This window comes from Massilia yuzhufengensis (assembly GCF_900112225.1).
Taxonomy (GTDB): Bacteria; Pseudomonadota; Gammaproteobacteria; order Burkholderiales; family Burkholderiaceae_D; genus Telluria; species Telluria yuzhufengensis.
In genome coordinates this window covers 40,477-62,524 of record NZ_FOLD01000006.1, presented here as the reverse complement: position 1 = coordinate 62,524, position 22,048 = coordinate 40,477, and the positions used below count along the sequence as shown (strand labels likewise).

Genomic DNA, 22,048 nt, shown 5'->3' with positions numbered 1-22,048 from the left:
ACATGGCATGGGATTTTGAAACCGACCCGGCGTTCCAGGCAGAGCTGGACTGGATGGCGCAGTTCGTTCGCGACGAGGTCGCGCCACTCGAGCACGTGCTGGGCAGCCCGTGGAACATCCACGACCCGCGCTTCGCGCTGCTGGTTCGCCCGCTCCAGCGGCAGGTGCGCGAGCGCCGGCTGTGGGCCTGCCACCTGGGACCGGAACTGGGCGGCGCCGGGTACGGCCAGGTCAAGCTTGGCCTGATGAACGAGATCCTGGGGCGCGCGCTGTTCGCGCCCATCGTGTTCGGCGCCCACGCGCCCGACTCGGGCAATTGCGAGATCCTCGCAGCCTATGGCACGCCTGAACAGAAAGCGCGTTTTCTCGCTCCGCTATTGGCCAACGAGGTGGTTTCCTGCTTCGCCATGACCGAGCCGCAAGGCGGCGCCGACCCCAAGGTGTTCACCTCGCGTGCAACTCGGGATGGGGACGGCTGGGTGATCACCGGCCAGAAATGGTTTGCGTCGAATGCGCGCTACGCGGCATTCTTCATCGTCATGGCGCTCACCGATCCGGACGCCCCGGCCTACCAGGGCATGAGCATGTTCGTGGTGCCGGCCGATACGCCCGGCATCGAGATCATCCGCAATGTCGGGGTGGCGGACGATCCGGAGGCCACCCATGCCTACCTGGATTTCGACGCGGTGCGGGTCGGCGCCGAGTGCATGCTGGGCGAGCCCGGCGCGGCGTTCGCCATTGCGCAGGTGCGGCTGGGAGGCGGGCGGGTGCACCACGCGATGCGCGTGATTGGCCAGGCACAGGGCGCGCTCGACGCCCTGTGCGAGCGCGCCCTGTCGCGCACGACGCAGGGCTCGCTCCTGTCGGACAAGCAGATGGTGCAGGAAAAGATCGCGGACGCCTGGATCCAGCTCGAGCAGTTCCGGCTGCTGGTCATGCGTACCGCCTGGCGCATCGATAAATATCACGACTACCAGAAGGTGCGCAAGGACATCGCCGCCGTCAAGGCGACCATGCCCAGGGTCCTGCACGACATCGCCTCGAGTGCGCTGCAGGTCCATGGCTCGATCGGCGTCTCGACCGAGATGCCTTTCGTCGGCCTGATCGTGCGCGCCTACCAGATGGGGCTTGCCGATGGCCCGACGGAGGTGCACAAGATCACCGTGGCGCGCCAGCTGCTGCGCGATTACGCGCCATGCGAAGACCTGTTTCCGGACTATCACCGCCCCACGGCAGCGGCCGCCGCGGCCGAAAAATTCCGGCCGGTGCTCGGATGAGCGCCCCGGGTGCCGGCACCGGGCCCGACCTGGGCGCGCTGGCGCGCTGGATGGACGCGCAAGGCCTCGGCGCGGGAGAGCTGCGCCGCGTCACGGCGCTGACCGGCGGCACCCAGAACGTCCTGCTGCGCTTCGAGCGTGGCACTGGCCAGGCCTATGTGCTGCGCTGCCCGCGCGCGGGCGCGCATGCGGACGTCCAACGTGGCTTCCTGCGCGAGGCGCGCCTGCTGCAGGCGCTGGCGGGCAGCGCGGTGCCCCATCCGGCCTTGCGGGCTTCCTGCACCGATCCGACCATCCTTGGCGTGCCGTTCTACCTGATGGCGCCGGTGGACGGGTTCACCGCAACGCCGAAGCCGCTGCGCGGTCGCTACGCGGCCAATCCCGCCTGGCGCCGCGAGATGGGATGGTCGATGGTGGACGGCTTGCTGCGGCTCGGCGAGATCGACGTGGCCAAGCTCGGGTTGGACGATTTCGGCAAGCCGGACGGCTTCCTGGAGCGCCAGGTCCCACGCTGGCTGCGCCACCTGGACGCCTGCCGGCAGTATGCGGGCTGGCCGGGCCCGCAATCGTTGCCGGGGGTGGCGGAGGTGGCGCAGTGGCTGGGCGAGCGGGTGCCCAAGGCATTTACCGCCGGTCTGCTGCATGGCGATTTTCATCTGGGCAATGTAATGTTCAAGTACGACCGGCCGGTGCTGGCGGCGATCATCGACTGGGAGCTGGCGACGGTGGGGGATCCCTTGCTGGACCTGGGCTGGCTGGTAGCCACCTGGCCCGACGCCGATGGATGCGGCGCCGGAACCATACGCGTCTCGCCGGCCCAGGGCCTGGCATCGACTGCGGAGCTGGTGGAGCGCTACCGCCAGGGCAGCAGTCGCGATCTGTCGGCCACCGACTGGTACGTGGCGCTGGCGCGCTTCAAGCTCGGCATCCTGCTCGAAGCCAGCCATGCCCGCTCCTGCGCGGCCCAGGCCGACCGTGGCCTCGGCGCGCGCCACCACGCGTCCGCGGTGCGCCTGCTCGCGCAGGCCTTGTCATCGATCGAGGCTAGCCATGCGTAGCGCAGCGATTCCTGTCCTCGACGGCCGCGGCGCGCTGGCGGCGATGGTCGCATGCCAGATCGGCCTGCACGCCTGCGCGCAGGGCGTGCGGCTGGCCGCGCCGCTGGGCGTGCTGGCGCTGGGCCGGTCGGCCTGGTCGGTGGGGCTGGTCATGACGATGTTCGCCGTCTTTCCCGCCTTGCTGGCCTTGCCCGCGGGACGCCTGGCCGACCGGCGCGGCTACCACTTGCCGGTCCGGATCGCGGCATGCTGCGCACTAGCGGGCACCCTGCTGGCGGCAGCGTCGCACAGCCTGTGGGCACTGTGCGCGGCCGCGGCGCTCAGCGGGGCCGGCTCCGGTTGCGGGATGATTGCGATCCAGCGCAGCGCCAGCCGGCTCGCCACCAGCGAGGCCGGGCGGCTGCGCGTATTCAGCTGGATTGCCCTGGCGCCTGCCGTCGCAGGACTGTTCGGGCCCATGCTGGCCGGCGTGCTGATCGACCACGCCGGTTTTTCAAGCGCCTTCCTTGCGCTGGCCTTGCTGCCGGCAGCGACCCTGCTGGCGGCGCAAGCCGTCCCCGCCGAAACGCCGCGCGCCGCCGCCAGCCCGAACCAAGGCCGGGCGTCGTCCTGGGACCTGCTGCGCCTGGCGCCATTTCGCCGCCTGCTGCTGCTTAGCTGGCTGGTCTCGGTCAGCTGGGACGTCCATGGCTTTGCGCTGCCGCTGCTGGGCGTCGAGCGCGCAATGAGCGCCTCGGCGCTGGGAGCGGTACTGGCCGCCTATGCGGTGGCCTCGATGCTGGTGCGCCTGGCAATTCCCTTGGTGGCCGGGCGCATCTCCGGCAATACCTTGCTGGCAGGCGCGCTCCTGCTGGCCTGCGCGGTGTTCGGCGCATATCCGCTGTTGCACAACGCCTGGGCCATGGCCGCCTGCGCCGCCATGCTCGGGGTCGCGCTGGGCGTGGTGCAGCCCGCCATCCTGGCCTCGCTGCACGATGTCGCTCCGCCCGGACGCCACGGCGAAGCGCTGGCCTTGCGCTCGATGGCGATCCACAGCTCGATGGCGGCAATGCCGCTGCTGTTCGGCGCGCTCGGGGCGGCGGCCGGGGCCGCTGCTCTGTTCTGGATGATGTCGGCCGCGCTCGGCGCAGGCAGCATCCAGGCGCGGCGCCTGCGCCCGCGCGCGGCTTGAGCTTCTCGATCAAACAACCTGAAGGACAGAAAATGGATCTGAATCGCAAACGGCTGATCGTTACCGGCGCGGCCGGCGGCATCGGCGCCAGCGTCCTGCGCGGCCTGGTCGGCGCGGGTGCACGGGTGGCCGCAATGGATGTCAATGATCCCCTGGGCAGCGAGGAGGCGGCACGCGCCGACCGAACCGGCCCGGGCGCGGCCCGCTATTTCCGCTGCGACGTGCGCAAGCGCGCCGAGGTCGATGCCGCGTTTGCGGACGCCGTTGCCTGGCTCGGCGGGCTCGATGGCCTCGTCAATATCGCCGGGATCGAACGCGCGGCCCCCGCCGAGTCGATCGGCGACGCAGACTGGGACCTGATGTTCGACGTCAATACGCGCGGCACCTTCCACACCAACCAGGCGGCGTTTGCCTACCTGAAGGAGCAGGGTGGGCGGATCCTGAACTTCGGCTCGGCCGCCGGCGTGATGGGCCTGCCCGGCTGCGCCCACTATTCCGCGGCCAAAGCGGCAGTGCTGGGCTGGACCCGCACCGTGGCCAAGGAGTGGGGCAGGCATGGCATCAGCGTGAACGCGGCGGCCCCCGGCATGTGGACGCCGATGTACGAAGCGCACCGGGCGCGCATGGACGAGCAGGCATTGGCTGCGCACGACCGGATGATGGCCGGCCTGATTCCGCTCGGCGGCAGGCTGGGCGACCCGGACCGCGACATGACGCCCTTCGTGGTGTACATGATGAGCGAGGGCGCGCGCTTCATCACCGGGCAGACGCTCGCCGTCGATGGCGGCCTGATGATTCCGTAAGCCTGGCGCATGGCGTGAATCGCTTGGCAATTCTCCATAAATAGAGCACTATCTGCAAAAGTGTTCAATAAACGCCCGGCTTTGCGCCGGCGACAACTGGAGGATGACAGCATGAGTAGCAGCAAGGAAGTAAGTCTCGAGAGCGCCTACACGGGCGTAGCCGACAATTACCGGGGCGAGAATGTCGACCTGCATGCGATCTACCGCGCCATGCGCAGGGACTCGCCGATCATCGCCGAGAATTTCATGGGCAGGCTCGGCGTGCCGAATATCGCCGGGCTCGACGCAAACCGGCCGACTTTTACGGTGTTCAAGTACAAGGAAACGATGGCGGTACTGCGCGACGCCACCAATTACACCAGCGGCTTCATTGCCGAGGGCCTGGGTGCGTTCTTCGACGGCCTGATCCTGACCGGCATGGACGGCGAGGCGCACAAGAAGGCGAGGGCGCTGCTGCAGCCGATCTTCATGCCCGAAGTCGTCAACAGCTGGCGCGATTCGAAAATGGATCCGATCGTGCGCAACGAGTTCCTGCTTGGCCTGGTCCCGCAAAAGAAGGCCGACCTGATGGAATTCGGCCTGTATTTCCCGATCCGCCTGATCTACGCCCTCATCGGGTTCCCCGGCAGCGATCCGGACAAGATCAAGCAGTACGCCGCCTGGGCGCTGGCGATCCTGGCCGGGCCGCAAGTCGATGCCGAGAAAGCCGCGCTGGCGCGCCAGGCCGCGATGAATGCCGCCAAGTCGCTCTACGATGCCACCCATGAAGCGGTGGTCGAGGTGCGCCGCAATGGCGCCCAGGGCGACGACCTGATCAGCCGCCTGATTCGCGCCGAAAACGACGGCCGCAAGTTCGACGACCACGAGGTGACCACCTTCGTGCGCTCGCTGCTCCCGGCCGCCGCCGAGACCACCACGCGCACCTTCGGCACCCTGATGACGCTGCTGCTCGAACGCCCGGCGCTGCTCGAGCGCGTGCGCCAGGACCGCAGCCTGCTGCCGAAGGCGATCGACGAGGCGATCCGTTTCGAGCCGGTGGCCACCTTCAAGGTACGCCAGGCCGCGCAGGACCTGGAGCTGGCCGGCGTGGCCATTCCGAAAGGCGCGATGGTGCAGTGCATCGTCAGTTCCGCCAACCGCGACGAGGAAGCCTTCGAGAACAGCGAACAATTCGATATCGACCGCAAGCCCAAGCCATCGTTCGGTTTCGGCTTCGGCCCGCACATGTGCATCGGCCAGTTCATCGCCAAGACCGAACTGCAGGTGGCCGTCAACGCCATCCTCGACCTGCTGCCGAACCTGCGGCTCGACCCGGACCTGCCGCCGCCGCTCATCACCGGCGCCCAATTGCGCGGGCCGAAACACGTGCACGTGCTCTGGGACTGAGAACAACTCACATAAAATGAACAGATTCGTAAAAAATGTTTAATTAAATCCGAAATCTGTTCTAGAATGAAGCCAGAGAAAACCAGACGCTGGTTAAGCGAATACCTTCCTCGGAGACAACGATGAAATATGAAGACCTGATCCTCGTGAGCGTGGACGACCACGTGATCGAACCGCGCGGCGCTTTCGACCGCCACATGCCTGCCAAATTCAAGGGCCGCCAGCCGAAAGTCGAGACCATCAAGGGCCGCGACGTCTGGGTATTCGAAGACAAGGCGACCGGCTACATGGGCCTCAATTCGGTGGTCGGCCGCCCCAAGGAAGAATATGGCATGGAGCCGCTCTCCTACGAGCAGATGCGCCGCGGTACCTGGGACATCAAGGCGCGCGTCGACGACATGAACGCCAATGGCGTGCTCGGTTCGCTGTGCTTCCCGACCTTCCCGGGCTTTGCGGGACAGCGCTTCCAGGTGATGAACGACCGCGAGGTCAGCCTGGCGGCCATCCAGGCCTACAACGACTGGCACCTGCATGACTGGTGCAACGCGGCGCCGGGCCGCTTCATCCCGCTCATGATGGTGCCCTGGTGGGACATGCAGGCCGCAGCCGCCGAGGTCAAGCGCCTGGCGGACCAGGGCGTGCATGCGCTGACCCTGTCCGACAACCCGACCGTGCACGGCTACCCCTCGATCCACAACGCCCACTGGGATCCGCTGTGGAAGGCCTGCGCCGACAACGGCGTCGTGATCTGCTGCCACATCGGCACCGGCGTCAAGGCGGCCCACGCCTCGGACGAGTCGCCGATCGACGCCTGGATCACTTCGATGCCGATCTCGATCTCGAATTCGGCGGCCGACTGGATCTGGGCCCCGATGTGGAAGAAGTACCCGAAGCTGCGCATGGCCCTGTCCGAAGGCGGCATTGGCTGGATTCCCTACCTGCTCGAGCGCGCCGACTTTACCCACAGCCATCACCACGAGTGGACCAACTCGAATTTCGGCAACAAGAAGCCGAGCGACATCTTCAATGAACACATCATCACCTGCTTCATCGAGGATGCGTTCGGGCTGAAGAACCTCGATTCGATCAATGTCGATATGGTCACCTGGGAATGCGACTACCCGCACTCCGACTGCACCTGGCCGAATTCGGCGAACGTGTTCTGGAGCCAGGCGCAGCACCTGTCGGACGGGGTCATCAACAAGATCACGCACTTGAACGCGATGCGCGAGTTCTCCTACGATCCGTTCGCGATCCTCGGGCGCGAGAACTGCACGGTCGGCGCACTGAAGGCGCAGGCCACCCACGTCAGCATCGAGCCGGCCCTCGGCCTGGGCGGCGCGGCGCCGGAGCGCGATCCGCAGCGTCCGGTCACCTCGGGCGACATCAACAAGATGTTCGCCGCCGCCGACGCCCAGACCGCGCTCTGAGCTTCGCCAGGGAGGTCCGCCTCCCTTGAACCCTGTCCGCGCCGCAGCCGGCGCATCCCCGCGGCCCCAGGGCCGCGTCGGTTCCGTGCGGCTGCGCGCGCCAGGCGCATCGACTTCATTGCATGACCGACCATGTCCATTGACCAGTTCAAGTTCAGTCCCATCCCGCCAGAGGCCGAAGCCCTTCGCGCCGAGGTACGCCGCTTTCTCGTGGAAAGCCTGGCGGATTATCCGCCCACCCGGCGCGCCGAATCCTGGATGGGATTCGACGCCGGCTTCAGCCGCCGCCTCGGCGAACGCGGCTGGATCGGGATGGCGCTGCCGAAGCGCTACGGCGGCGCCGACGCCAGTCCCTTCACCCGCTATGTCGTGATCGAGGAGCTGCTGGCGGCCGGGGCTCCGGTGTCGGCGCACTGGTTCGCCGACCGCCAGAGCGGTCCGCAGATCCTGCACTACGGCACCGATGCGCAGAGGGATTTCCACCTGCCGGCGATCTGCCGCGGCGAGCGGTTCTTCTGCATCGGCATGAGCGAACCGAATTCCGGTTCCGACCTGGCCTCGATCCGCACCAGTGCGCGCCGCAGCGGCGACAAGTGGGTGGTCAACGGCCAGAAGGTCTGGACCACCAACGCCCACCGTTCGCACTACATGATCGCCCTGGTCCGGACCGACCCGGAGAGCAAGCGCAACGAGGGGCTGTCGCAGTTCATCATCGACCTGAGCCTGCCGGGCATCACGATCCGCCCGATCAAGGACTTGACCGGCGCCAGTCACTTCAACGAGGTGTTCTTCGATGGGGTGACGCTGGACGCGGACGCCCTGATCGGCACCGAGGGGCAGGGCTGGGCCCAGGTGACGGCCGAGCTGGCGTTCGAACGGAGCGGACCGGAGCGCTTCCTCAGTTCGATCGCGCTGCTGGAAACCCTGATCGCCGAAGTCGGCAGGCACCCGGACGCGCTGCAGGCCAGGGAAATCGGCCGCCTGACCGCGCGCCTGGTGACCCTGCGCCAGATGTCGCTGGCGGTGACGGCGCAGCTGGCTGCCGGACGCAACCCGGCATGGGAAGCCTCGGTGGTCAAGGACCTAGGCGCCAGCTTCGAGCAGGAAATACCGGAACTCGCCCAGCTGCTGCTGGACGTGGCGCCGGCCACGCGCGGCTCGAGCGAGCACGCGCGGGCGCTGGCCTACCTGATGCAGGAGGCCCCTTCATTTTCACTGCGCGGAGGTACGCGCGAAATTCTCCGCGGGATCATCGCACGCGGATTGGGAATGCGTTAATCATGAGACAACTGTTCGATTCTACGGTCGAGCGCCTGTTCGCCGACCTCGCCAGCCCCGCCGCGGTGCTGGCATGCGAAGACGGGTCCTGGCCGCATGCCATGTGGGCGGCGGTCGAAGAATCCGGCTTTCCGCTGGCCCTGGCGCCCGAAGCGCTGGGCGGCGCCGGCGCCGGCTGGGGCGACGTGTGCGGCGTGGTGCGGCTGGCCGGCCGCCACAACCTGCCGTTGCCGCTGCCCGAGGCCATGCTGGCCAACTGGCTGCTCGGCGCCGCCGGGCTGGTCCCTGCGGCCGGCGCGGTCAGCATCGCGGCCACCGGCTCGCTGCGCCTGCTCGGCGGCGTGGTGAGCGGCGAGGCGGCCGATGTTCCCTGGGGCGCGTCGGTGCCCTTCGTGGTGGCGGTCACGGGCGGCGCCGAGCCGGCCGTGGTGCTGCTGCCGACCGAAGCGGCGCAGCGCCGCGACAGCGCCAATACGGCCTCGGAACCGCGCGCCACGCTCCTGTTCCACGACGTGGCGCCGGTCGCGCAGGCGCCCTTGCCAACCGGCTGGCCGGCCGACGTGCTGCTGCTGGGCGGGGCCATGGTGCGCGCGGCCCAGATCGCAGGCGCGCTCGAAGCCGTGCTGGACATGGCCACCGGCTACGCGTCCGAGCGGGTCCAGTTCGGCAAACCGATCGCCAGTTTCCAGGCCATCCAGCAGCAGGTCGCGGTCCTGGCCGAACACGCCGCAGCCAGTGTCATGGCCGCGGAAGCCGCGTTTGCGTCGGCCGAGTCGCGCATCGTGCGCCTGCAGGCCATCGCCGCCAAGATCTGTGCTTCGGAGGCTGCGGGTATCGGCGCCAGCGTGGCGCACGCCGTGCACGGGGCGATCGGCTTCACCCATGAGCATGCGCTGCACCTGAGCACCCGCCGCCTGTGGTCCTGGCGCAGCGAATTCGGTTCCGCCACCGCGTGGTCGCAGCGGCTCGGCAGGGCGGTGTGCGCCGCCGGCCCGGCCGGCTTCTGGCCGGGCGTGACCGACGGCCGTTTCGACACCCTGATGGAGCAGCGCGCATGAAGCCTTTCCTGAGCCTGGAGCGCGACGGCGCCATCCTGCTGGTCCGCATGGACAGCCCCGAAACCCGTAACGCCTTGAGCGCCCCGTCGCAGATGCAGGAATTCGTCGACATGTGCGCGATGGTGCGGGCCGACCAGGGCATCAAGGTGGTGGTGCTGACCGGAAACGGCCCGGCCTTCTGCGCCGGCGGCAATGTCAAGGACATGGCCGAGCGCGGTGGCATCTTCGCCGGCTCGCCCTACGAGGTCAGCGAGAGCTACCGCAACGGCATCCAGCGGATTCCGCTGTGCCTGTATTCGCTGGACGTGCCGACCATCGCCGCCATGAACGGGCCGGCCATCGGCGCCGGGCTGGACCTGGCCTGCATGTGCGACGTCCGCATCGCGTCTGACAGCGCCAAGTTCGCTGAAAGCTTCGTGAAGCTGGGCATCGTCCCGGGAGACGGCGGCGCCTGGCTGCTGCCGCGCATCGTCGGCATGCCGAAGGCGAGCCTGATGGCCCTGACCGGCGACACTATCGACGCGGCCACCGCGCTGGCCTGGGGGCTGGTAACGGAAGTCGTGCCTGCTGCCGCACTCGAGGCGGCCGCCATGGCGATCGCCCGGCGCATGGCGGCCAACCCGTCGCACGGGCTGCGCCTGACCAAGCGGCTGCTGCGCGAAGGACAGCACATGCGCCTGGACTCGCTGCTGGAAATGTCGGCCGCCTACCAGGCGCTGGCGCACCATACCGAGGACCACGCCGAGGCCGTATCGGCCTTCCTCGGGAAGCGCGCACCTCAATACCAGGGCCGTTAGACCCGCACCCTACCAGAACCAGGAGAAGCAGCATGCGCAGTGTTTTTCGCGAAGACCATCACATGTTCCGCGAGATGGCCCGGCGGTTCATCGAAAACGAGATCGTGCCCCACCTGCCGGAGTGGGAACACGCCGGCATCGTCCCCAAGTCGGTGTGGCGCAAGGCCGGTGAAGTCGGCCTGCTGTGCTCCACCGTGCCCGAGGAATACGGCGGCGCCGGCGGCGACTTCGGCCATTCGGCCGTGATGATCGAAGAGCTGGCCCGGGTCAACGCCACCGCGATCGGCTTTACCACGCACTCCGAAATCGTCACGCCCTACATCGTCGCCTACGGCAGCGAAGAGCAGAAGCGGCGCTGGCTGCCGAAGATGGTGAGCGGGGAGCTCATCGGCGTCATCGCGATGAGCGAGCCGGGCATCGGCTCGGACCTGCGCTCGATGCGCACCAGCGCGCGGCGCGACGGCGGCGACTACGTCATCAACGGCCAGAAGACCTTCATCACCAACGGCGGCAACGCCGACCTGATGGTCACCGCCACCAAGCTCGATCCGGGCGCGAAGGAACTGACACTGGTCTGCGTCGAAGCAGACCGGCCGGGCTTCTCGAAGGGCAAGCTGCTGGAAAAAATCGGCCTGAAAGGGCAGGATACGTCCGAGCTGTTCTTCGACGAGGTGCGGGTCCCGGTGGAAAACCGGCTGGGCGAAGAGAACAAGGGCTTCGGCTACCTGACCCACCAGCTGGCGTGGGAGCGCACCATCATCGGCCTGCGCGCGGCGGCATCGATCGAGGCGCTGCTCGAGGACACCCTGGCCTATGTGCGCGAGCGCAAGGTATTCGGCAAGACCGTATTCGATTTCCAGAACACCAAATTCAAGCTGGCCGAGTGCAAGGCCCAGGCCACGATGCTGCGCGTATTCGTCGATGACTGCCTGGGCAAGGCGATGCGCGGCGAACTCTCGCCCGAAGTCGGCGCCATGTGCAAGCTGCTGGGATCGGAAATGCAGGGGAAGATACTGGACGAACTGCTCCAGCTGCATGGCGGGTACGGCTTCATGAGCGAGTACAAGATCAGCCGCGCCTGGGTCGACGCGCGCGTCGCCCGGATCTACGGTGGCACCTCGGAGATCATGAAAGAGATCATCGCGCGTTCGCTGTAGACCGACCCGCCTCCACGGCCGCGCCGAGCGGCCGGTCCCCGCACATCCATTTCCGAATCAAGGCATGCCATGAACTCGCCCCTTCTGCGCGACGTGACGCTCGACGACAAGTACACCGTGGACCAAGGTCAGATTTTCCTGAGCGGGGTCCAGATGCTGGCGCGCCTGCCGATGCTGCAAAAGGCGCGCGACTTGCGCGCCGGGCTGAATACCGCCGGTTACGTTTCCGGCTACCGCGGATCGCCCCTCGGCGGCCTTGACATGGCGCTGTGGAAGGCGAAGAAGCACCTGGAACGCCACGATGTCGTGTTCCAGCCTGGCCTGAACGAAGACCTGGCCGCCACCGCGGTATGGGGCAGCCAGCAGGTGAACCTGTACCAGAGCGCCACCCGCGAGGGCGTGTTCGGCATGTGGTACGGCAAGGGGCCGGGCGTCGACCGCTCGGCCGACGTCCTCAAGCACGCCAATTCGGCAGGCACATCTCCCAAGGGCGGGGTCCTGATGCTGGTCGGCGACGACCATGCGGCCAAATCGTCCACGGTGGCGCACCAGTCCGAGCACCTGCTCATCGCCTGCGGCATTCCGGTGCTGTATCCGTCCAGTGTGCAGGAATTCCACGACTATGGCCTGCACGGCTGGGCCATGAGCCGCCACGCGGGCCTGTGGGTGGCGATGAAGTGCGTGACCGATGTCGTCGAATCCTCGGCCTCGGTGGAGATCGACACCGAGCGGCTGCAGGTGGTGCTGCCGCCGGCGCCCGAGGGTGGTCTCGGGATCCGCTGGCCCGACGCCCCCCTGGATCAGGAGGCGCGGCTGGTCGACCAGAAGTGGTATGCGGCGCTCGACTACATCCGCGCCAACCGACTGAACCAGGTGGTGGTCGACGCGCCCCATGCGCGCTTTGGCATCGTGGCGGCCGGCAAGGCCTACCTTGACCTGCGCCAGGCGTTGGTCGACCTGGGTCTCGACGAAGCCGCCTGCGCGCAGATCGGGATCCGCATCCTGAAGGTCGGTTGCGTCTGGCCCCTGCACGCCGACGACGTGCAGGATTTCGCCTCCGGACTCGACGAGATCCTGGTGGTGGAAGAGAAGCGCCAGGTGCTGGAGTATGCGATCAAGGAGCAACTGTTCAACTGGCCCGCCGTGCGCCGCCCGAATGTCTACGGCAAGTTCGACGAGCGCGCCGGCGCCGGCGGCGAGTGGTCGGCCCCGCGCGGCCAGTGGCTGCTGCCGGCCCGCTACGAACTGTCCCCGGCGCTGATCGCCAAGGCGGTCGCGCGCCGCCTCGGCGAGGCCGAACTGCCCGCCGACCTGCAGGCAGCGATGGCGGCGCGCGTCGCCATCATCGAGGCCAAGGAAAAGGAGGCGGCGCGGCCGCGCGTGACGGCCGAGCGCAAGCCATGGTTCTGTTCCGGCTGCCCGCACAATACCTCGACCAGGGTGCCGGAGGGCTCGCGCGCCCTGGCCGGCATCGGGTGCCACTACATGGCGCTGTGGATGGACCGGCGCACCGATACCGTCAGCCAGATGGGGGGCGAGGGCGTGAGCTGGCTGGGGCAGATGCATTTCACCAGCGACAAGCATGTATTCGTCAACCTGGGCGACGGCACCTATTTCCATTCGGGCCTGCTGGCGGTGCGCGCAGCGATTGCGGCGAAAGCCACCGTCACCTACAAGATCCTGTACAACGACGCGGTCGCGATGACCGGCGGCCAGCCGGTCGACGGCACCCTGACGGTGGCACAGATCGCCCAGCAGGTGACCGGCGAAGGGGCGGTGCGGGTACTGGTGGTGAGCGACGCGCCGGAAAAGTATGCCGACAGGCAGGGCTTGCCGGAGGCCGTTACGGTCCACCACCGCAAGGACTTCGATGCGCTGCAGCTGGAACTGCGCGACACGGCGGGCGTCTCGGTGCTGATCTACGACCAGACCTGCGCCACTGAACAACGGCGGCGCCGCAAGCGCGGAGAAGCCGTCGACCCGCCGCGCCGCGCCTTCATCAATGCCGCGGTGTGCGAGGGCTGCGGCGACTGCTCGGTGGCCTCCAACTGCCTGTCGGTCGAACCGCTCGACACGCCCCTGGGCACCAAGCGCAAGATCAACCAGAGCTCCTGCAACAAGGATTTCTCCTGCGTGAACGGCTTCTGCCCCAGTTTCGTCACGGCCGAAGGGGCGCAACTGCGCCGCCCCAAGGCTGCCGGCGCAGCTGCGGCGCCGCAGGTGCCCGAGCCTGTCCTGCCGGTGCTGGACGGCGTCTGCGGCATCGTGGTCCCGGGCGTAGGCGGTACCGGCGTGGTCACGGTCGGTGCGCTGCTCGGCATGGCGGCCCACCTGGAAGGCAAGGGCGTCAAGGTGCTTGATATCACTGGCCTGGCCCAGAAGGGCGGGGCGGTGCTCAGCCATATCCAGATCGCCGCCCACACCGATCTTATTCACGCGACGCGGGTGCCGACGGGCGATGCGGCGGTGCTGATCGGCTGCGATGCGATCGTTGCCGCCTCGCTGGACGCGCTGTCGCGGGTTCGTCGTGGCCGCACCCGCGCCGTGGTGAACACTGCGTCCATGCCCTCCGCCGCTTTCCTGTCGAATCCCGACTGGACCTTCCCGGGTGCCAGTGCCGAAGCCGACTTGAGGGCGAGCATCGGCGAAGCCTGCGAATTCGTCGACGCCAACGCACTCGCGCTGCGCCTGTTCGGCGACACGATCTTCGCCAATCCGCTGCTGCTCGGCTATGCCTGGCAACAAGGCTGGATTCCGCTCGGCCGGCCGGCCCTGCTGCGCGCCATCGAGCTCAATGGGGTAGCGGTCGAGAAAAACCAGCAGGCCTTCGAAATGGGCCGCGTCGCGGCCCACGATGCGGCAGCGCTGCCGGGGAGCGCGCCCGCCAGGGACGCCGGTGCGGTGGTGCTCGACATGCCGGTGACGCTGGAGCGCGTGGTGCGCGAGCGCGCGCTGCTTTTGCGCAGCTATGGGGGCGAAGCCTATGCGCAGCGCTACCGGGACGCGGTGGCGCGCTTGCGCGCGGTCGAGGCGGCATTGCCCGGGCACGGGCGCCTGCCCTTGAGCGATGCGGTGGCGCGTAATCTCGCCAAGCTGATGGCCTACAAGGATGAATACGAAGTAGCGCGGCTGTACAGTGCGCCCGAGTTCGTCGAGGCCCTGCGCGCGCAGTTCGAGGGGGAACCCGGCAAGGACTACACGCTCAACTTCCACCTCGCGCCGCCGCTGCTCGCACCACGCGACGCGTCGGGAAGGCCGGCCAAGCGCCGTTACGGGCCCTGGATGATGCCGGTGTTCGGCATGCTCGCGCGTTTGCGCTGCTTGCGCGGAACCTTGCTCGACCCGTTCGGATACAGCAGCGAACGGCGCCGGGAGCGCCGCCTGGTCGACGATTATCTTGCATTGATCGCACTGTTCTGCGAGACGCTGACGCAGGCACGCCTGGACACGGCGCTCGAGCTGGCGCGGCTTCCCGAAAAGATTCGCGGCTACGGCCACGTGAAGGAAAAGGCCATGGACGTGGCCGACGAACGGCGTGCGCAACTGATGACGCAGTATGGCGCAACCCAATCCCAACGACAAAAAGCCTGAAGGAGATCTGCATGAAAATATTGGTACCCGTCAAACGCGTGGTCGACTATAACGTCAAGGTTCGCGTCAAATCCGATGGCAGCGGCGTGGATATCGCCAACGTCAAGATGTCGATGAACCCGTTCGACGAGATCGCTCTGGAAGAAGCCGTGCGCCTGAAAGAGGGCGGCAAAGTGCTTGAGGTCGTCGCGGTATCGGTGGGCGTGGCCCAGTGCCAGGAAACCCTGCGTACCGGGATGGCGATCGGCGCCGACCGCGGCATTCTGGTGGAAACCAGCGGCGAAACCGAACCGCTGGCCGTGGCCAAGATCATGAAGGCGCTGGCCGACAAGGAGCAGCCGCAGCTGATCATCCTGGGCAAGCAGGCGATCGACGACGATTCGAACCAGACCGGCCAGATGCTGGCAGCCCTGCTGGGCTGGCCACAGGCGACGTTTGCGTCGAAGGTCGTGCTGGAAGACGGCAAAGTGACCGTGACGCGCGAAGTCGACGGCGGCCTGGAAACCGTGGCATTGAGCCTGCCGGCCATCATCACCACCGACCTGCGCCTGAACGAGCCGCGCTACGTGACGCTGCCGAACATCATGAAGGCCAAGAAGAAGCCGCTGGAAACCGTGAAACCGGAAGACCTGGGCGTCGACGTGGCGCCGCGCCTGAAGACCCTGAAGGTCGTCGAGCCGGCCAAGCGCTCGGCCGGCGTCAAGGTGCCGGATGTGGCGACCCTGGTGCAGAAACTGCGCCTCGAGGCCAAAGTCATCTAAAGGAGAAATAACATGGTCGCACTCGTCATTGCAGAACACGACAACGGCTCCCTCAAGGGCGCTACCCACCACACCGTGACCGCGGCGCTGCAGTGCGGCGGCGAGGTCCACATCCTGGTCGCTGGCTCCGGCTGCGGTGCAGTTGCCGAAGCGGCGGCGCAGATCGCTGGCGTCTCCAAGGTGCTGGTGGCCGACGCGCCGCATTTGCTTGAGGGCCTGGCCGAGAACGTCGCCGAGCAGGTGCTGGCGATCGCAGGCAGCTATTCGCACATCCTGGCTCCCGCCACCGCCTACGGCAAGAACATCCTGCCGCGCGTGGCCGCCCGCCTGGACGTGGCGCAGATCTCGGAAATCACCAAGGTCGATTCGCCCGACACCTTCGAGCGCCCGATCTACGCCGGCAACGCGATCGCCACGGTGCAGTCGAGCGACAGCGTCAAGGTCATCACCGTGCGCGGCACGGCGTTCGACTCCGCACCCCCAGGTGGTTCGGCCGTCGTCGAACAGATCGCCGCCGCGGCCGATTTCGGCAAGTCGGCGTTTGTCGGCCGCGAACTGGCCGTCTCGAGCCGTCCGGAACTGACCGCCGCCAAGATCATCGTGTCGGGTGGCCGCGGCATCGGCTCGGCCGAGAACTTCAAGCTGCTCGAGCCGCTGGCCGACAAGCTGGGCGCGGCCATGGGCGCCTCGCGCGCCGCGGTCGACGCCGGCTTCGTGCCGAACGACTGGCAGGTCGGCCAGACCGGCAAGATCGTCGCCCCGACCCTGTACATCGCAGTGGGTATTTCGGGTGCGATCCAGCACCTGGCCGGCATGAAGGACTCGAAGGTCATCGTCGCCATCAACAAGGATCCGGAGGCGCCGATCTTCTCGGTGGCCGATTACGGCCTGGTTGGCGATTTGTTCGAAGCCGTTCCGGAGCTGGTCGGGGAACTGGCTTGACGCCGTGACTTCGTGAAGCCCCCTTTGCCAGGCGCCGGCACGGCGCTACCGGCCGCGCAGGACGAGCATCAGGTGCAGATCCACCTGCGCAAGATCCCGCTGCTGGCCGGGTTGTCGAACGAGGAGATCGTCCGGGTCAAGCAGGAGCTGCGCATCCGCCAGTACGGCAAGCGCGACATCGTGCTGCAAAAAGGCGGCCACGGCGACGGCCTGCTGTTCTTGTTGTCGGGCCAGCTGCAAGTGGTCGACGTGACCGAAGATGGCCGCGCCATCGGCCTGCGCATGCTGGCGCCGGGCGATTTCTTCGGCGAGATCGCACTGATCAGCAATTCCACGCGCACCGCATCGATTGTCGCCATGTCGGACGTGCTGGTTGCCTTCCTGCCGGCAGCCGTTGCCATGCATCTATTCTCGCACTCGCCTTCGGTAGCGAACCAGATGCTCACGCACCTGGCCCGGAAGATCCAGCGCGACTCGGAATTTCGTTCGCTGCTGAGCATCCACAATACGTCCAGGCGCGTCTACACCTTTCTGCTACTTATGCAAAAGGAGCAACAGGGGGAAGCGGGCGGGCTGGCGGTGGTCGACAAGCTGCCAACCCACCAGGACATCGCCAACATGATCAACACCAGCCGCGAGACCGTCACGCGCGCACTGGCGGCGCTGGCCCAGCAGGGAATCGTGCAGAAGGAGGCGCACCGGCTGATCATCGTCAGGCCGGATGCGCTGCAAAAGCTGGTGCAGGGTCCTTGACCCGCCCCCGGTCAGCGGCCGAAGATCTCTTCCGGCGTGCGCACGCTCGTTCCCAGGATCGGCCCGACCAGCTCATGCCCCCAGGTCGACAGCTTTTCCGGATTGAGCTCATACCCGTCGTCGTGCCAGGGCTCGAGCTCGGCGATGCACTCGATGGCGAAACCGGATGGCGTGAAGTGGTAGAACGACATGTGCGGATCCTGCACGTGCTGGCCCAGGGTCATCATCATCTGCAATTCCTTCTTGCGCACCAGGTCATAGGTTTCGCCGACGTCGCGCACCGAATTGACGGTGATGCCGACGTGCTGCACCCCGGCCTTGCCCGGCCCGAAGCCATAGGCGATATCGTGGCTGGTATGGGTGTTGAGCTTGGCGCGGAAGAAGCCGGTCTTGCCCTTGCCGGCGCCGGCGCCGTAGTAGCGCATGCCCATGATCCCGGTAAGGAAATGCTCGAGTTCCGGCGTGTATTCGGGCGTGATCACGACCACGTGGCCGACCCCGCGCTGGCCGCAGGCGAAGCCACCGTGCGGGCGGCCCGGCTGGAACGAGCGGGGCATCCATTTCTGGGCATAGAACAGTTCATGCTGGTAGCCGACCGGATCGCGAAAGCGCACCAGTTCCTTCACGCCGCGGCGTTCGCGCAGCGCCTCGTCCGCCACCGTCACTTCGATGCCGTGTTCGCGGAAGCGCTCGACCGCTGCCTGGAATTCCATCTTGCCCCGGGCTTCCCAGCCGATGTAGGCAAGGCGGTCGATCTTCCCCGGATGAAAGGCGAGGCGGTGGCGCCGGTCGTCCATCTTGAAATACAGCGAGTCGGGGTCGCTCTCGGGCGAGGGGCCGACCTGGAAGCCCATCACTTGCGGGCCGTAATCGCGCCACGCGTCCAGATTCGCCGTTTCGAAACCGAGGTAGCCGATGCCGATGATGTCCATGTGTCTCCTCCTGTAGTTGTGTGTTCGCTGCGCCGGAGCTAGACCGCGAGCAGGCCGCCGTCGACCACCAGGTCGGAACCGGTCATGAAGCGCGCCTCGTCGGATGCCACATACAGCGCCAGCGACACGACTTCCTCGGGCTCGCCCGGGCGGTCCTGCAGGACGCCGTCGAGGATGATGCGGCGGGTGACCGGGTTATCGACGAAAGCGGCGGTGCCGGGTGTCCTGACGAAGCCGGGGCTGATGCTGACCGCGCGGATGCCCAGCGGCGCGCCTTCGACCGCCAGCTGGCGGGTGAACGAGACCACCGCACCCTTGGCCGCGCTGTGCGCGCTGATCCCGGCTGCCTTCGAGCCGCCCCAGGCGGCGGTGGAGGCGATGTTGATCACCACGCCGCCACGCACCGAGAGATGCCGCCAGGCATATTTGGTGGTAAAGAAAACGAGGTCGAGTTCGTTACGGATCGTAAAATGCCAGTCTTCGATCGACATCTCGCCGACATTGCCGAATTTCGCGGCCGAGGCGTTGTTGTAGAGGATGTCGATGCGGCCGAACTCCTCGGCGGCGGCGTCGACCCAGCGCCTTGCCTGTTCATGGTCGCCCAGGTCGACCGGCGCAGCCCCATGCAGGGTATGTCCCTCGGCCGCCATCAGGCGCGCGGTCTCCTCGTGCGCGGCGCGATCGACGTCGCAGCCGACCACGGTGGCGCCTTCGCGGGCGAAGTACAGTGCCGCGACGCGTCCCTGGCCGCCGCCGGTGCCCGTGATCAGGGCAATCTTTCCAGCTAATCTATTCATGGAGGACCCCGCAGTCGATCAGGCAGGGGCCTGGACCGCGATGGCTTCGGCCGGACAGGCGGCGGCGCCTTCGCGCGCCGCTTCCAGCAGCTCTCCGGGCACCAGGTCGCTATCGACGTACACGATGCCACCGGCGTCGAGCTTGTAGACTTCAGGGCAGATGGCGGCGCAGAGGCCGTAACCGCAGCACCGGCTGCGTTCGATGACTACGCGGTGAAGCTGATGTTCGCTCATGATTCGTCTCTTTAATAATTATCCGGCCGCGGGGGCCTGTGAGACGATTATGCACACAAATCGAAAAACTGTCACGTTTTGTGTGCGGACAATCAGAAGATGATGTTTCCTACCTTGGCCGCAGCCTTGCGCAGCAGCTCGCCGAGCTTTTCAACCTGCGCGCGCTCGTATTGTCCGCGGAAAGTAACGGCCGAGATCGCATAGGCGATGGCACCGCTGCGGTCGTTCACCGGGGCCGCCACCGCCAGGATGCCGGCGGAAAAATAGCCGTCGTCGCTGGACCAGCCGTGCGCGCGGGCGTCGGCCACCTGCTGCCGGTATTCCTCGAACGCCAGCGGGCGCGCCCAGCGCACCTTGTCGAAGGCAGCGCGCAGGCGCGCGTCGTCCAGGCTGAGATGGGCGGCGAACAGGCGTCCGCTGGCGCCCATCAGCACCGGCAGGCGCTGGCCGATCGCCATCTCGATGCGCAGGTCGCCGGGACTGGTCTCGGCGCTGACCAGCACGATCCGGTCGTCGCCCATGCGGCGCCACAGCGTCACGGTCACGTGGTGGGCTGCGGCAAATTCCTGCATCAGCGGGCGCACCAGCTCGAGGCGCTGGCCCTGGGTGACGAGGTGCTCGACCAGTTTGGCCAGGCCCAGGCCGGTCGTATAGGTCTTGGACAGGGGATCGAAATCGAGCATCTCTTCGGCCACCAGGGTGCGCAAGGTGTTGAAGCAGGTGCTGGGATTGATTTCCAGCTCGCGTGCGATGTCGCTTGCGCGCTCCGGCGAGCCGGAGGCGAGGTGCCTGAGAATCCGGATTGCATTGACGACCGGCTTGACCGTCACGCCGGTCGATATGTCGGGACGCTCTTCGTTGCTGTGCTCATCTGCCATGCGCGCTCCGGTGAAAATCTAAAATCCCATTCTAAGGTCAGAATGAGTGGGCAGCAAGGAGCGCGGCTGCGTTATATCAGTCCTTGACCAGCAGCAGGCTGCCTGCCAGCGGTCCGCCGCCCGACGCCACCACCGTAGCGTGGTGCCGCGCCACCTGGCGCGCGCCGGCGCGGCCCCACAGCTGGCTGCAGGCTTCGTGGACATATCCGAGGCCATGGGTGCGCCCGCCCGAGAGCTGGCCGCCATTGGTATTGATCGGCATCTCGCCGCCCAGCGCGATGCGCGCGCCGCCTTCGACGAACGGGCCGCTCTCGCCGCGCGGGCACAGGCGCAAGGCTTCCAGCCACATCATGGTCAGGATCGAGAAGCCGTCGTAGAGCTGCGCGCTGCCGACGTCGGCAGGCTTGAGGTCGGTGCGCGCCCACATCATGTCGGCTGCGTCGCGCGTGGCCATCGCGGTCAGGTCGATCTGGTCCCACGACCAGCTCTGGTGCAGGGCGGCGCCGATGGCGTCGATGCGGATCGGCGGGTTGGGACCATCCTTTGCGGCGTCGGCGCGCGACAGGATGATGGCGGTGGAAGCATCGCAATGGACGTCGCAATCGAGCATGCGCAGCGGCGTCGAGATCATGCGCGAGGCCATGTAGTCCTCCATGGTCAGCGGGGTGCGGAACACCGCCTTCGGATTGAGCGCGGCGTTGGCGCGGCAGGTCAGGGCGATCTGGGCCAGCTGCTCGGGCGTGGTGCCGTACTCGTGGAAGTGACGCTGCGCATATAGCGCCATCAGGTTGGCGCCGGACAGCACGTTGAAGGGCGTGTACCACTGCCAGAAGAAGCTGTTGTCGCGGCCGACCGTCTTGTTGGTGAGCGCGCTGGCGCCTTTGTCGGTCTGGCGCCGGGTGGCTTCGGTAATGGTGCGGAATACCAGCACATGGCGGCACAGCCCGGCCGCGATCGCCATCGCGCCGTTGATCACGCCGGCCAGCGGACCCGGACCTTCATAGCCGCCGCCATACCAGTTGACCTTCAGCCCCAAGGTGCTGATGAGCGCATTCGGTCCGATCGGCGAGAAGGCGTCGCCATTGTTGTTGTCGCCGGGCCAGCACGACACGCCGTCGATGTCGTCGCGGCTCAGGCCCGCATCCGCAATCGCTTCGAGGCAGGCGTCGAGCGTGAGCCGCATCGCGGTCTTGCCCGAGGGGCGCCCCACTTCCGACTGGCCGATCCCGCTGATGGCCACGTCCTTTTCATAGATCCGGTCGAACATCATGCAGCCTTTTCAAACAGGGGAAGCCAGACATCCTCGACGTGCTCGAAGCGTACCTGCACCGGCATCCCGATGTGCACGTCCGTGGGCGCGGCGCCGACGATGTTGGTCACGAAACGCAGTCCGGATTGCTCCGCCAGCTCGACGATCGCCACCACGTAGGGCTCTTTCAGGTCGGACCGCCATGGCTGGTGATTGACCGTATAGGTGAACACGGTCCCGCGGCCCGACACGGCCCTCGGTCCGACCTCCGCGCCCAGGCACTGCGGGCAGATCGGCGCCGGCGGGTGGAAGAAGCGTGCGCAGGTGTTGCAGTGGTGCATGCGCAGTTCCTGTTGCTCGCCGCCTTGCCAGAAGGCGCTGTTGTCCGGGGTGAGCGCGGGAAGTTTTCGTGTCATGTGCTGGCCTTTCAGGGGAGTTCGGTGCAGCTGTCGATGCAAGGATTCTACAACTATGTAGACAGAAATGGAAAATCTGT

General features: G+C 67.0%; 20 protein-coding genes. 14 read left to right on the top strand and 6 right to left on the bottom strand.

Going from position 1 to position 22,048, the window contains the following annotated elements; translation table 11 throughout:
- Positions 1 to 2 precede the first annotated feature (2 nt).
- From BM031_RS07365 to BM031_RS07300, 14 genes are all read left to right on the top strand, one after another.
- Entirely contained in the window at positions 3 to 1,277 is a 1,275-nt protein-coding gene (locus tag BM031_RS07365; RefSeq protein WP_091873135.1) for an acyl-CoA dehydrogenase family protein, read from the top strand.
- A complete protein-coding gene (locus tag BM031_RS07360) occupies positions 1,274 to 2,335 on the top strand; it encodes a phosphotransferase family protein (RefSeq protein WP_091873132.1) in 1,062 nt (353 codons plus the stop codon). Before BM031_RS07365 ends, BM031_RS07360 begins: the two co-directional genes overlap by 4 nt.
- Positions 2,328 to 3,506 carry an MFS transporter gene (locus BM031_RS07355; protein WP_091873130.1) on the top strand — a complete coding sequence of 393 codons (1,179 nt, stop codon included), beginning with the start codon at positions 2,328 to 2,330 and terminating at the stop codon, positions 3,504 to 3,506. Before BM031_RS07360 ends, BM031_RS07355 begins: the two co-directional genes overlap by 8 nt.
- Before the next feature lie 32 nt (positions 3,507 to 3,538).
- Positions 3,539 to 4,309 carry an SDR family NAD(P)-dependent oxidoreductase gene (locus tag BM031_RS07350; protein WP_091873128.1) on the top strand — a complete coding sequence of 257 codons (771 nt, stop codon included), beginning with the start codon at positions 3,539 to 3,541 and terminating at the stop codon, positions 4,307 to 4,309.
- 111 nt (positions 4,310 to 4,420) lie between these two features.
- Positions 4,421 to 5,695 carry a cytochrome P450 gene (locus tag BM031_RS07345; protein ID WP_091873125.1) on the top strand — a complete coding sequence of 425 codons (1,275 nt, stop codon included), beginning with the start codon at positions 4,421 to 4,423 and terminating at the stop codon, positions 5,693 to 5,695.
- Positions 5,696 to 5,817: 122 nt separating this feature from the next.
- Complete coding sequence (locus tag BM031_RS07340; protein ID WP_091873124.1) at positions 5,818 to 7,125, top strand: amidohydrolase family protein; 1,308 nt, start codon at positions 5,818 to 5,820, stop codon at positions 7,123 to 7,125.
- A gap of 132 nt (positions 7,126 to 7,257) precedes the next feature.
- A complete protein-coding gene (locus BM031_RS07335; protein ID WP_091873121.1) occupies positions 7,258 to 8,403 on the top strand; it encodes an acyl-CoA dehydrogenase family protein in 1,146 nt (381 codons plus the stop codon).
- 2 nt (positions 8,404 to 8,405) lie between these two features.
- Complete coding sequence (locus BM031_RS07330) at positions 8,406 to 9,461, top strand: acyl-CoA dehydrogenase family protein (RefSeq protein ID WP_091873118.1); 1,056 nt, start codon at positions 8,406 to 8,408, stop codon at positions 9,459 to 9,461.
- Complete coding sequence (locus tag BM031_RS07325; protein WP_091873116.1) at positions 9,458 to 10,258, top strand: crotonase/enoyl-CoA hydratase family protein; 801 nt, start codon at positions 9,458 to 9,460, stop codon at positions 10,256 to 10,258. The genes BM031_RS07330 and BM031_RS07325 overlap by 4 nt, the downstream gene beginning before the upstream one ends.
- A 32-nt stretch (positions 10,259 to 10,290) precedes the next feature.
- Complete coding sequence (locus tag BM031_RS07320) at positions 10,291 to 11,415, top strand: acyl-CoA dehydrogenase family protein (protein ID WP_091873113.1); 1,125 nt, start codon at positions 10,291 to 10,293, stop codon at positions 11,413 to 11,415.
- Positions 11,416 to 11,484: 69 nt separating this feature from the next.
- Positions 11,485 to 15,006 (top strand): indolepyruvate ferredoxin oxidoreductase family protein, encoded by a 3,522-nt coding sequence (locus tag BM031_RS07315; protein ID WP_091873111.1) that lies wholly within the window; start codon positions 11,485 to 11,487, stop codon positions 15,004 to 15,006.
- Positions 15,007 to 15,017: 11 nt separating this feature from the next.
- Positions 15,018 to 15,767, top strand: a complete 750-nt coding sequence (locus BM031_RS07310; RefSeq protein ID WP_091873108.1) for an electron transfer flavoprotein subunit beta/FixA family protein — start codon at positions 15,018 to 15,020, stop codon at positions 15,765 to 15,767.
- A gap of 12 nt (positions 15,768 to 15,779) precedes the next feature.
- Positions 15,780 to 16,709: an electron transfer flavoprotein subunit alpha/FixB family protein gene (locus BM031_RS07305; protein ID WP_091873106.1), complete on the top strand. Its 930-nt coding sequence runs from the start codon at positions 15,780 to 15,782 to the stop codon at positions 16,707 to 16,709.
- Between the two features lie 12 nt (positions 16,710 to 16,721).
- A complete protein-coding gene (locus BM031_RS07300; RefSeq protein WP_229408690.1) occupies positions 16,722 to 17,462 on the top strand; it encodes a Crp/Fnr family transcriptional regulator in 741 nt (246 codons plus the stop codon).
- A gap of 11 nt (positions 17,463 to 17,473) precedes the next feature.
- Here the strand turns inward: BM031_RS07300 and BM031_RS07295 are convergent, their stop codons facing one another.
- The 6 genes from BM031_RS07295 to BM031_RS07270 all read right to left on the bottom strand — a co-directional run bounded on the left by BM031_RS07295 (position 17,474) and on the right by BM031_RS07270 (position 21,968).
- Positions 17,474 to 18,394 carry a VOC family protein gene (locus BM031_RS07295; RefSeq protein ID WP_091873103.1) on the bottom strand — a complete coding sequence of 307 codons (921 nt, stop codon included), beginning with the start codon at positions 18,392 to 18,394 and terminating at the stop codon, positions 17,474 to 17,476.
- A 38-nt stretch (positions 18,395 to 18,432) separates the two neighbouring features.
- Positions 18,433 to 19,191: an SDR family NAD(P)-dependent oxidoreductase gene (locus BM031_RS07290; protein WP_091873100.1), complete on the bottom strand. Its 759-nt coding sequence runs from the start codon at positions 19,189 to 19,191 to the stop codon at positions 18,433 to 18,435.
- A gap of 18 nt (positions 19,192 to 19,209) precedes the next feature.
- Entirely contained in the window at positions 19,210 to 19,425 is a 216-nt protein-coding gene (locus BM031_RS07285; RefSeq protein ID WP_091873095.1) for a ferredoxin, read from the bottom strand.
- 92 nt (positions 19,426 to 19,517) lie between these two features.
- Positions 19,518 to 20,303 carry an IclR family transcriptional regulator gene (locus BM031_RS07280; RefSeq protein ID WP_091873092.1) on the bottom strand — a complete coding sequence of 262 codons (786 nt, stop codon included), beginning with the start codon at positions 20,301 to 20,303 and terminating at the stop codon, positions 19,518 to 19,520.
- Positions 20,304 to 20,379: 76 nt separating this feature from the next.
- Complete coding sequence (locus BM031_RS07275) at positions 20,380 to 21,573, bottom strand: thiolase family protein (protein ID WP_218147576.1); 1,194 nt, start codon at positions 21,571 to 21,573, stop codon at positions 20,380 to 20,382.
- Positions 21,570 to 21,968 (bottom strand): Zn-ribbon domain-containing OB-fold protein, encoded by a 399-nt coding sequence (locus BM031_RS07270; protein ID WP_091873090.1) that lies wholly within the window; start codon positions 21,966 to 21,968, stop codon positions 21,570 to 21,572. Before BM031_RS07270 ends, BM031_RS07275 begins: the two co-directional genes overlap by 4 nt.
- Positions 21,969 to 22,048: the final 80 nt, after the last annotated feature.

Bases quoted from the DNA above. Each gene is read 5' to 3' on its own strand.
- BM031_RS07340 (WP_091873124.1), top strand. From the start codon at position 5,818: ATGAAATATGAAGACCTGATCCTCGTGAGCGTGGACGACCACGTGATC.
- BM031_RS07295 (WP_091873103.1), bottom strand. From the start codon at position 18,394: ATGGACATCATCGGCATCGGCTACCTCGGTTTCGAAACGGCGAATCTG.
- BM031_RS07305 (WP_091873106.1), top strand. From the start codon at position 15,780: ATGGTCGCACTCGTCATTGCAGAACACGACAACGGCTCCCTCAAGGGC.
- BM031_RS07320 (WP_091873113.1), top strand. From the start codon at position 10,291: ATGCGCAGTGTTTTTCGCGAAGACCATCACATGTTCCGCGAGATGGCC.
- BM031_RS07330 (WP_091873118.1), top strand. From the start codon at position 8,406: ATGAGACAACTGTTCGATTCTACGGTCGAGCGCCTGTTCGCCGACCTC.
- BM031_RS07275 (WP_218147576.1), bottom strand. From the start codon at position 21,573: ATGATGTTCGACCGGATCTATGAAAAGGACGTGGCCATCAGCGGGATC.
- BM031_RS07355 (WP_091873130.1), top strand. From the start codon at position 2,328: ATGCGTAGCGCAGCGATTCCTGTCCTCGACGGCCGCGGCGCGCTGGCG.
- BM031_RS07325 (WP_091873116.1), top strand. From the start codon at position 9,458: ATGAAGCCTTTCCTGAGCCTGGAGCGCGACGGCGCCATCCTGCTGGTC.
- BM031_RS07285 (WP_091873095.1), bottom strand. From the start codon at position 19,425: ATGAGCGAACATCAGCTTCACCGCGTAGTCATCGAACGCAGCCGGTGC.
- BM031_RS07315 (WP_091873111.1), top strand. From the start codon at position 11,485: ATGAACTCGCCCCTTCTGCGCGACGTGACGCTCGACGACAAGTACACC.
- BM031_RS07365 (WP_091873135.1), top strand. From the start codon at position 3: ATGGCATGGGATTTTGAAACCGACCCGGCGTTCCAGGCAGAGCTGGAC.
- BM031_RS07350 (WP_091873128.1), top strand. From the start codon at position 3,539: ATGGATCTGAATCGCAAACGGCTGATCGTTACCGGCGCGGCCGGCGGC.
- BM031_RS07310 (WP_091873108.1), top strand. From the start codon at position 15,018: ATGAAAATATTGGTACCCGTCAAACGCGTGGTCGACTATAACGTCAAG.
- BM031_RS07360 (WP_091873132.1), top strand. From the start codon at position 1,274: ATGAGCGCCCCGGGTGCCGGCACCGGGCCCGACCTGGGCGCGCTGGCG.
- BM031_RS07280 (WP_091873092.1), bottom strand. From the start codon at position 20,303: ATGGCAGATGAGCACAGCAACGAAGAGCGTCCCGACATATCGACCGGC.
- BM031_RS07270 (WP_091873090.1), bottom strand. From the start codon at position 21,968: ATGACACGAAAACTTCCCGCGCTCACCCCGGACAACAGCGCCTTCTGG.
- BM031_RS07290 (WP_091873100.1), bottom strand. From the start codon at position 19,191: ATGAATAGATTAGCTGGAAAGATTGCCCTGATCACGGGCACCGGCGGC.
- BM031_RS07335 (WP_091873121.1), top strand. From the start codon at position 7,258: ATGTCCATTGACCAGTTCAAGTTCAGTCCCATCCCGCCAGAGGCCGAA.
- BM031_RS07345 (WP_091873125.1), top strand. From the start codon at position 4,421: ATGAGTAGCAGCAAGGAAGTAAGTCTCGAGAGCGCCTACACGGGCGTA.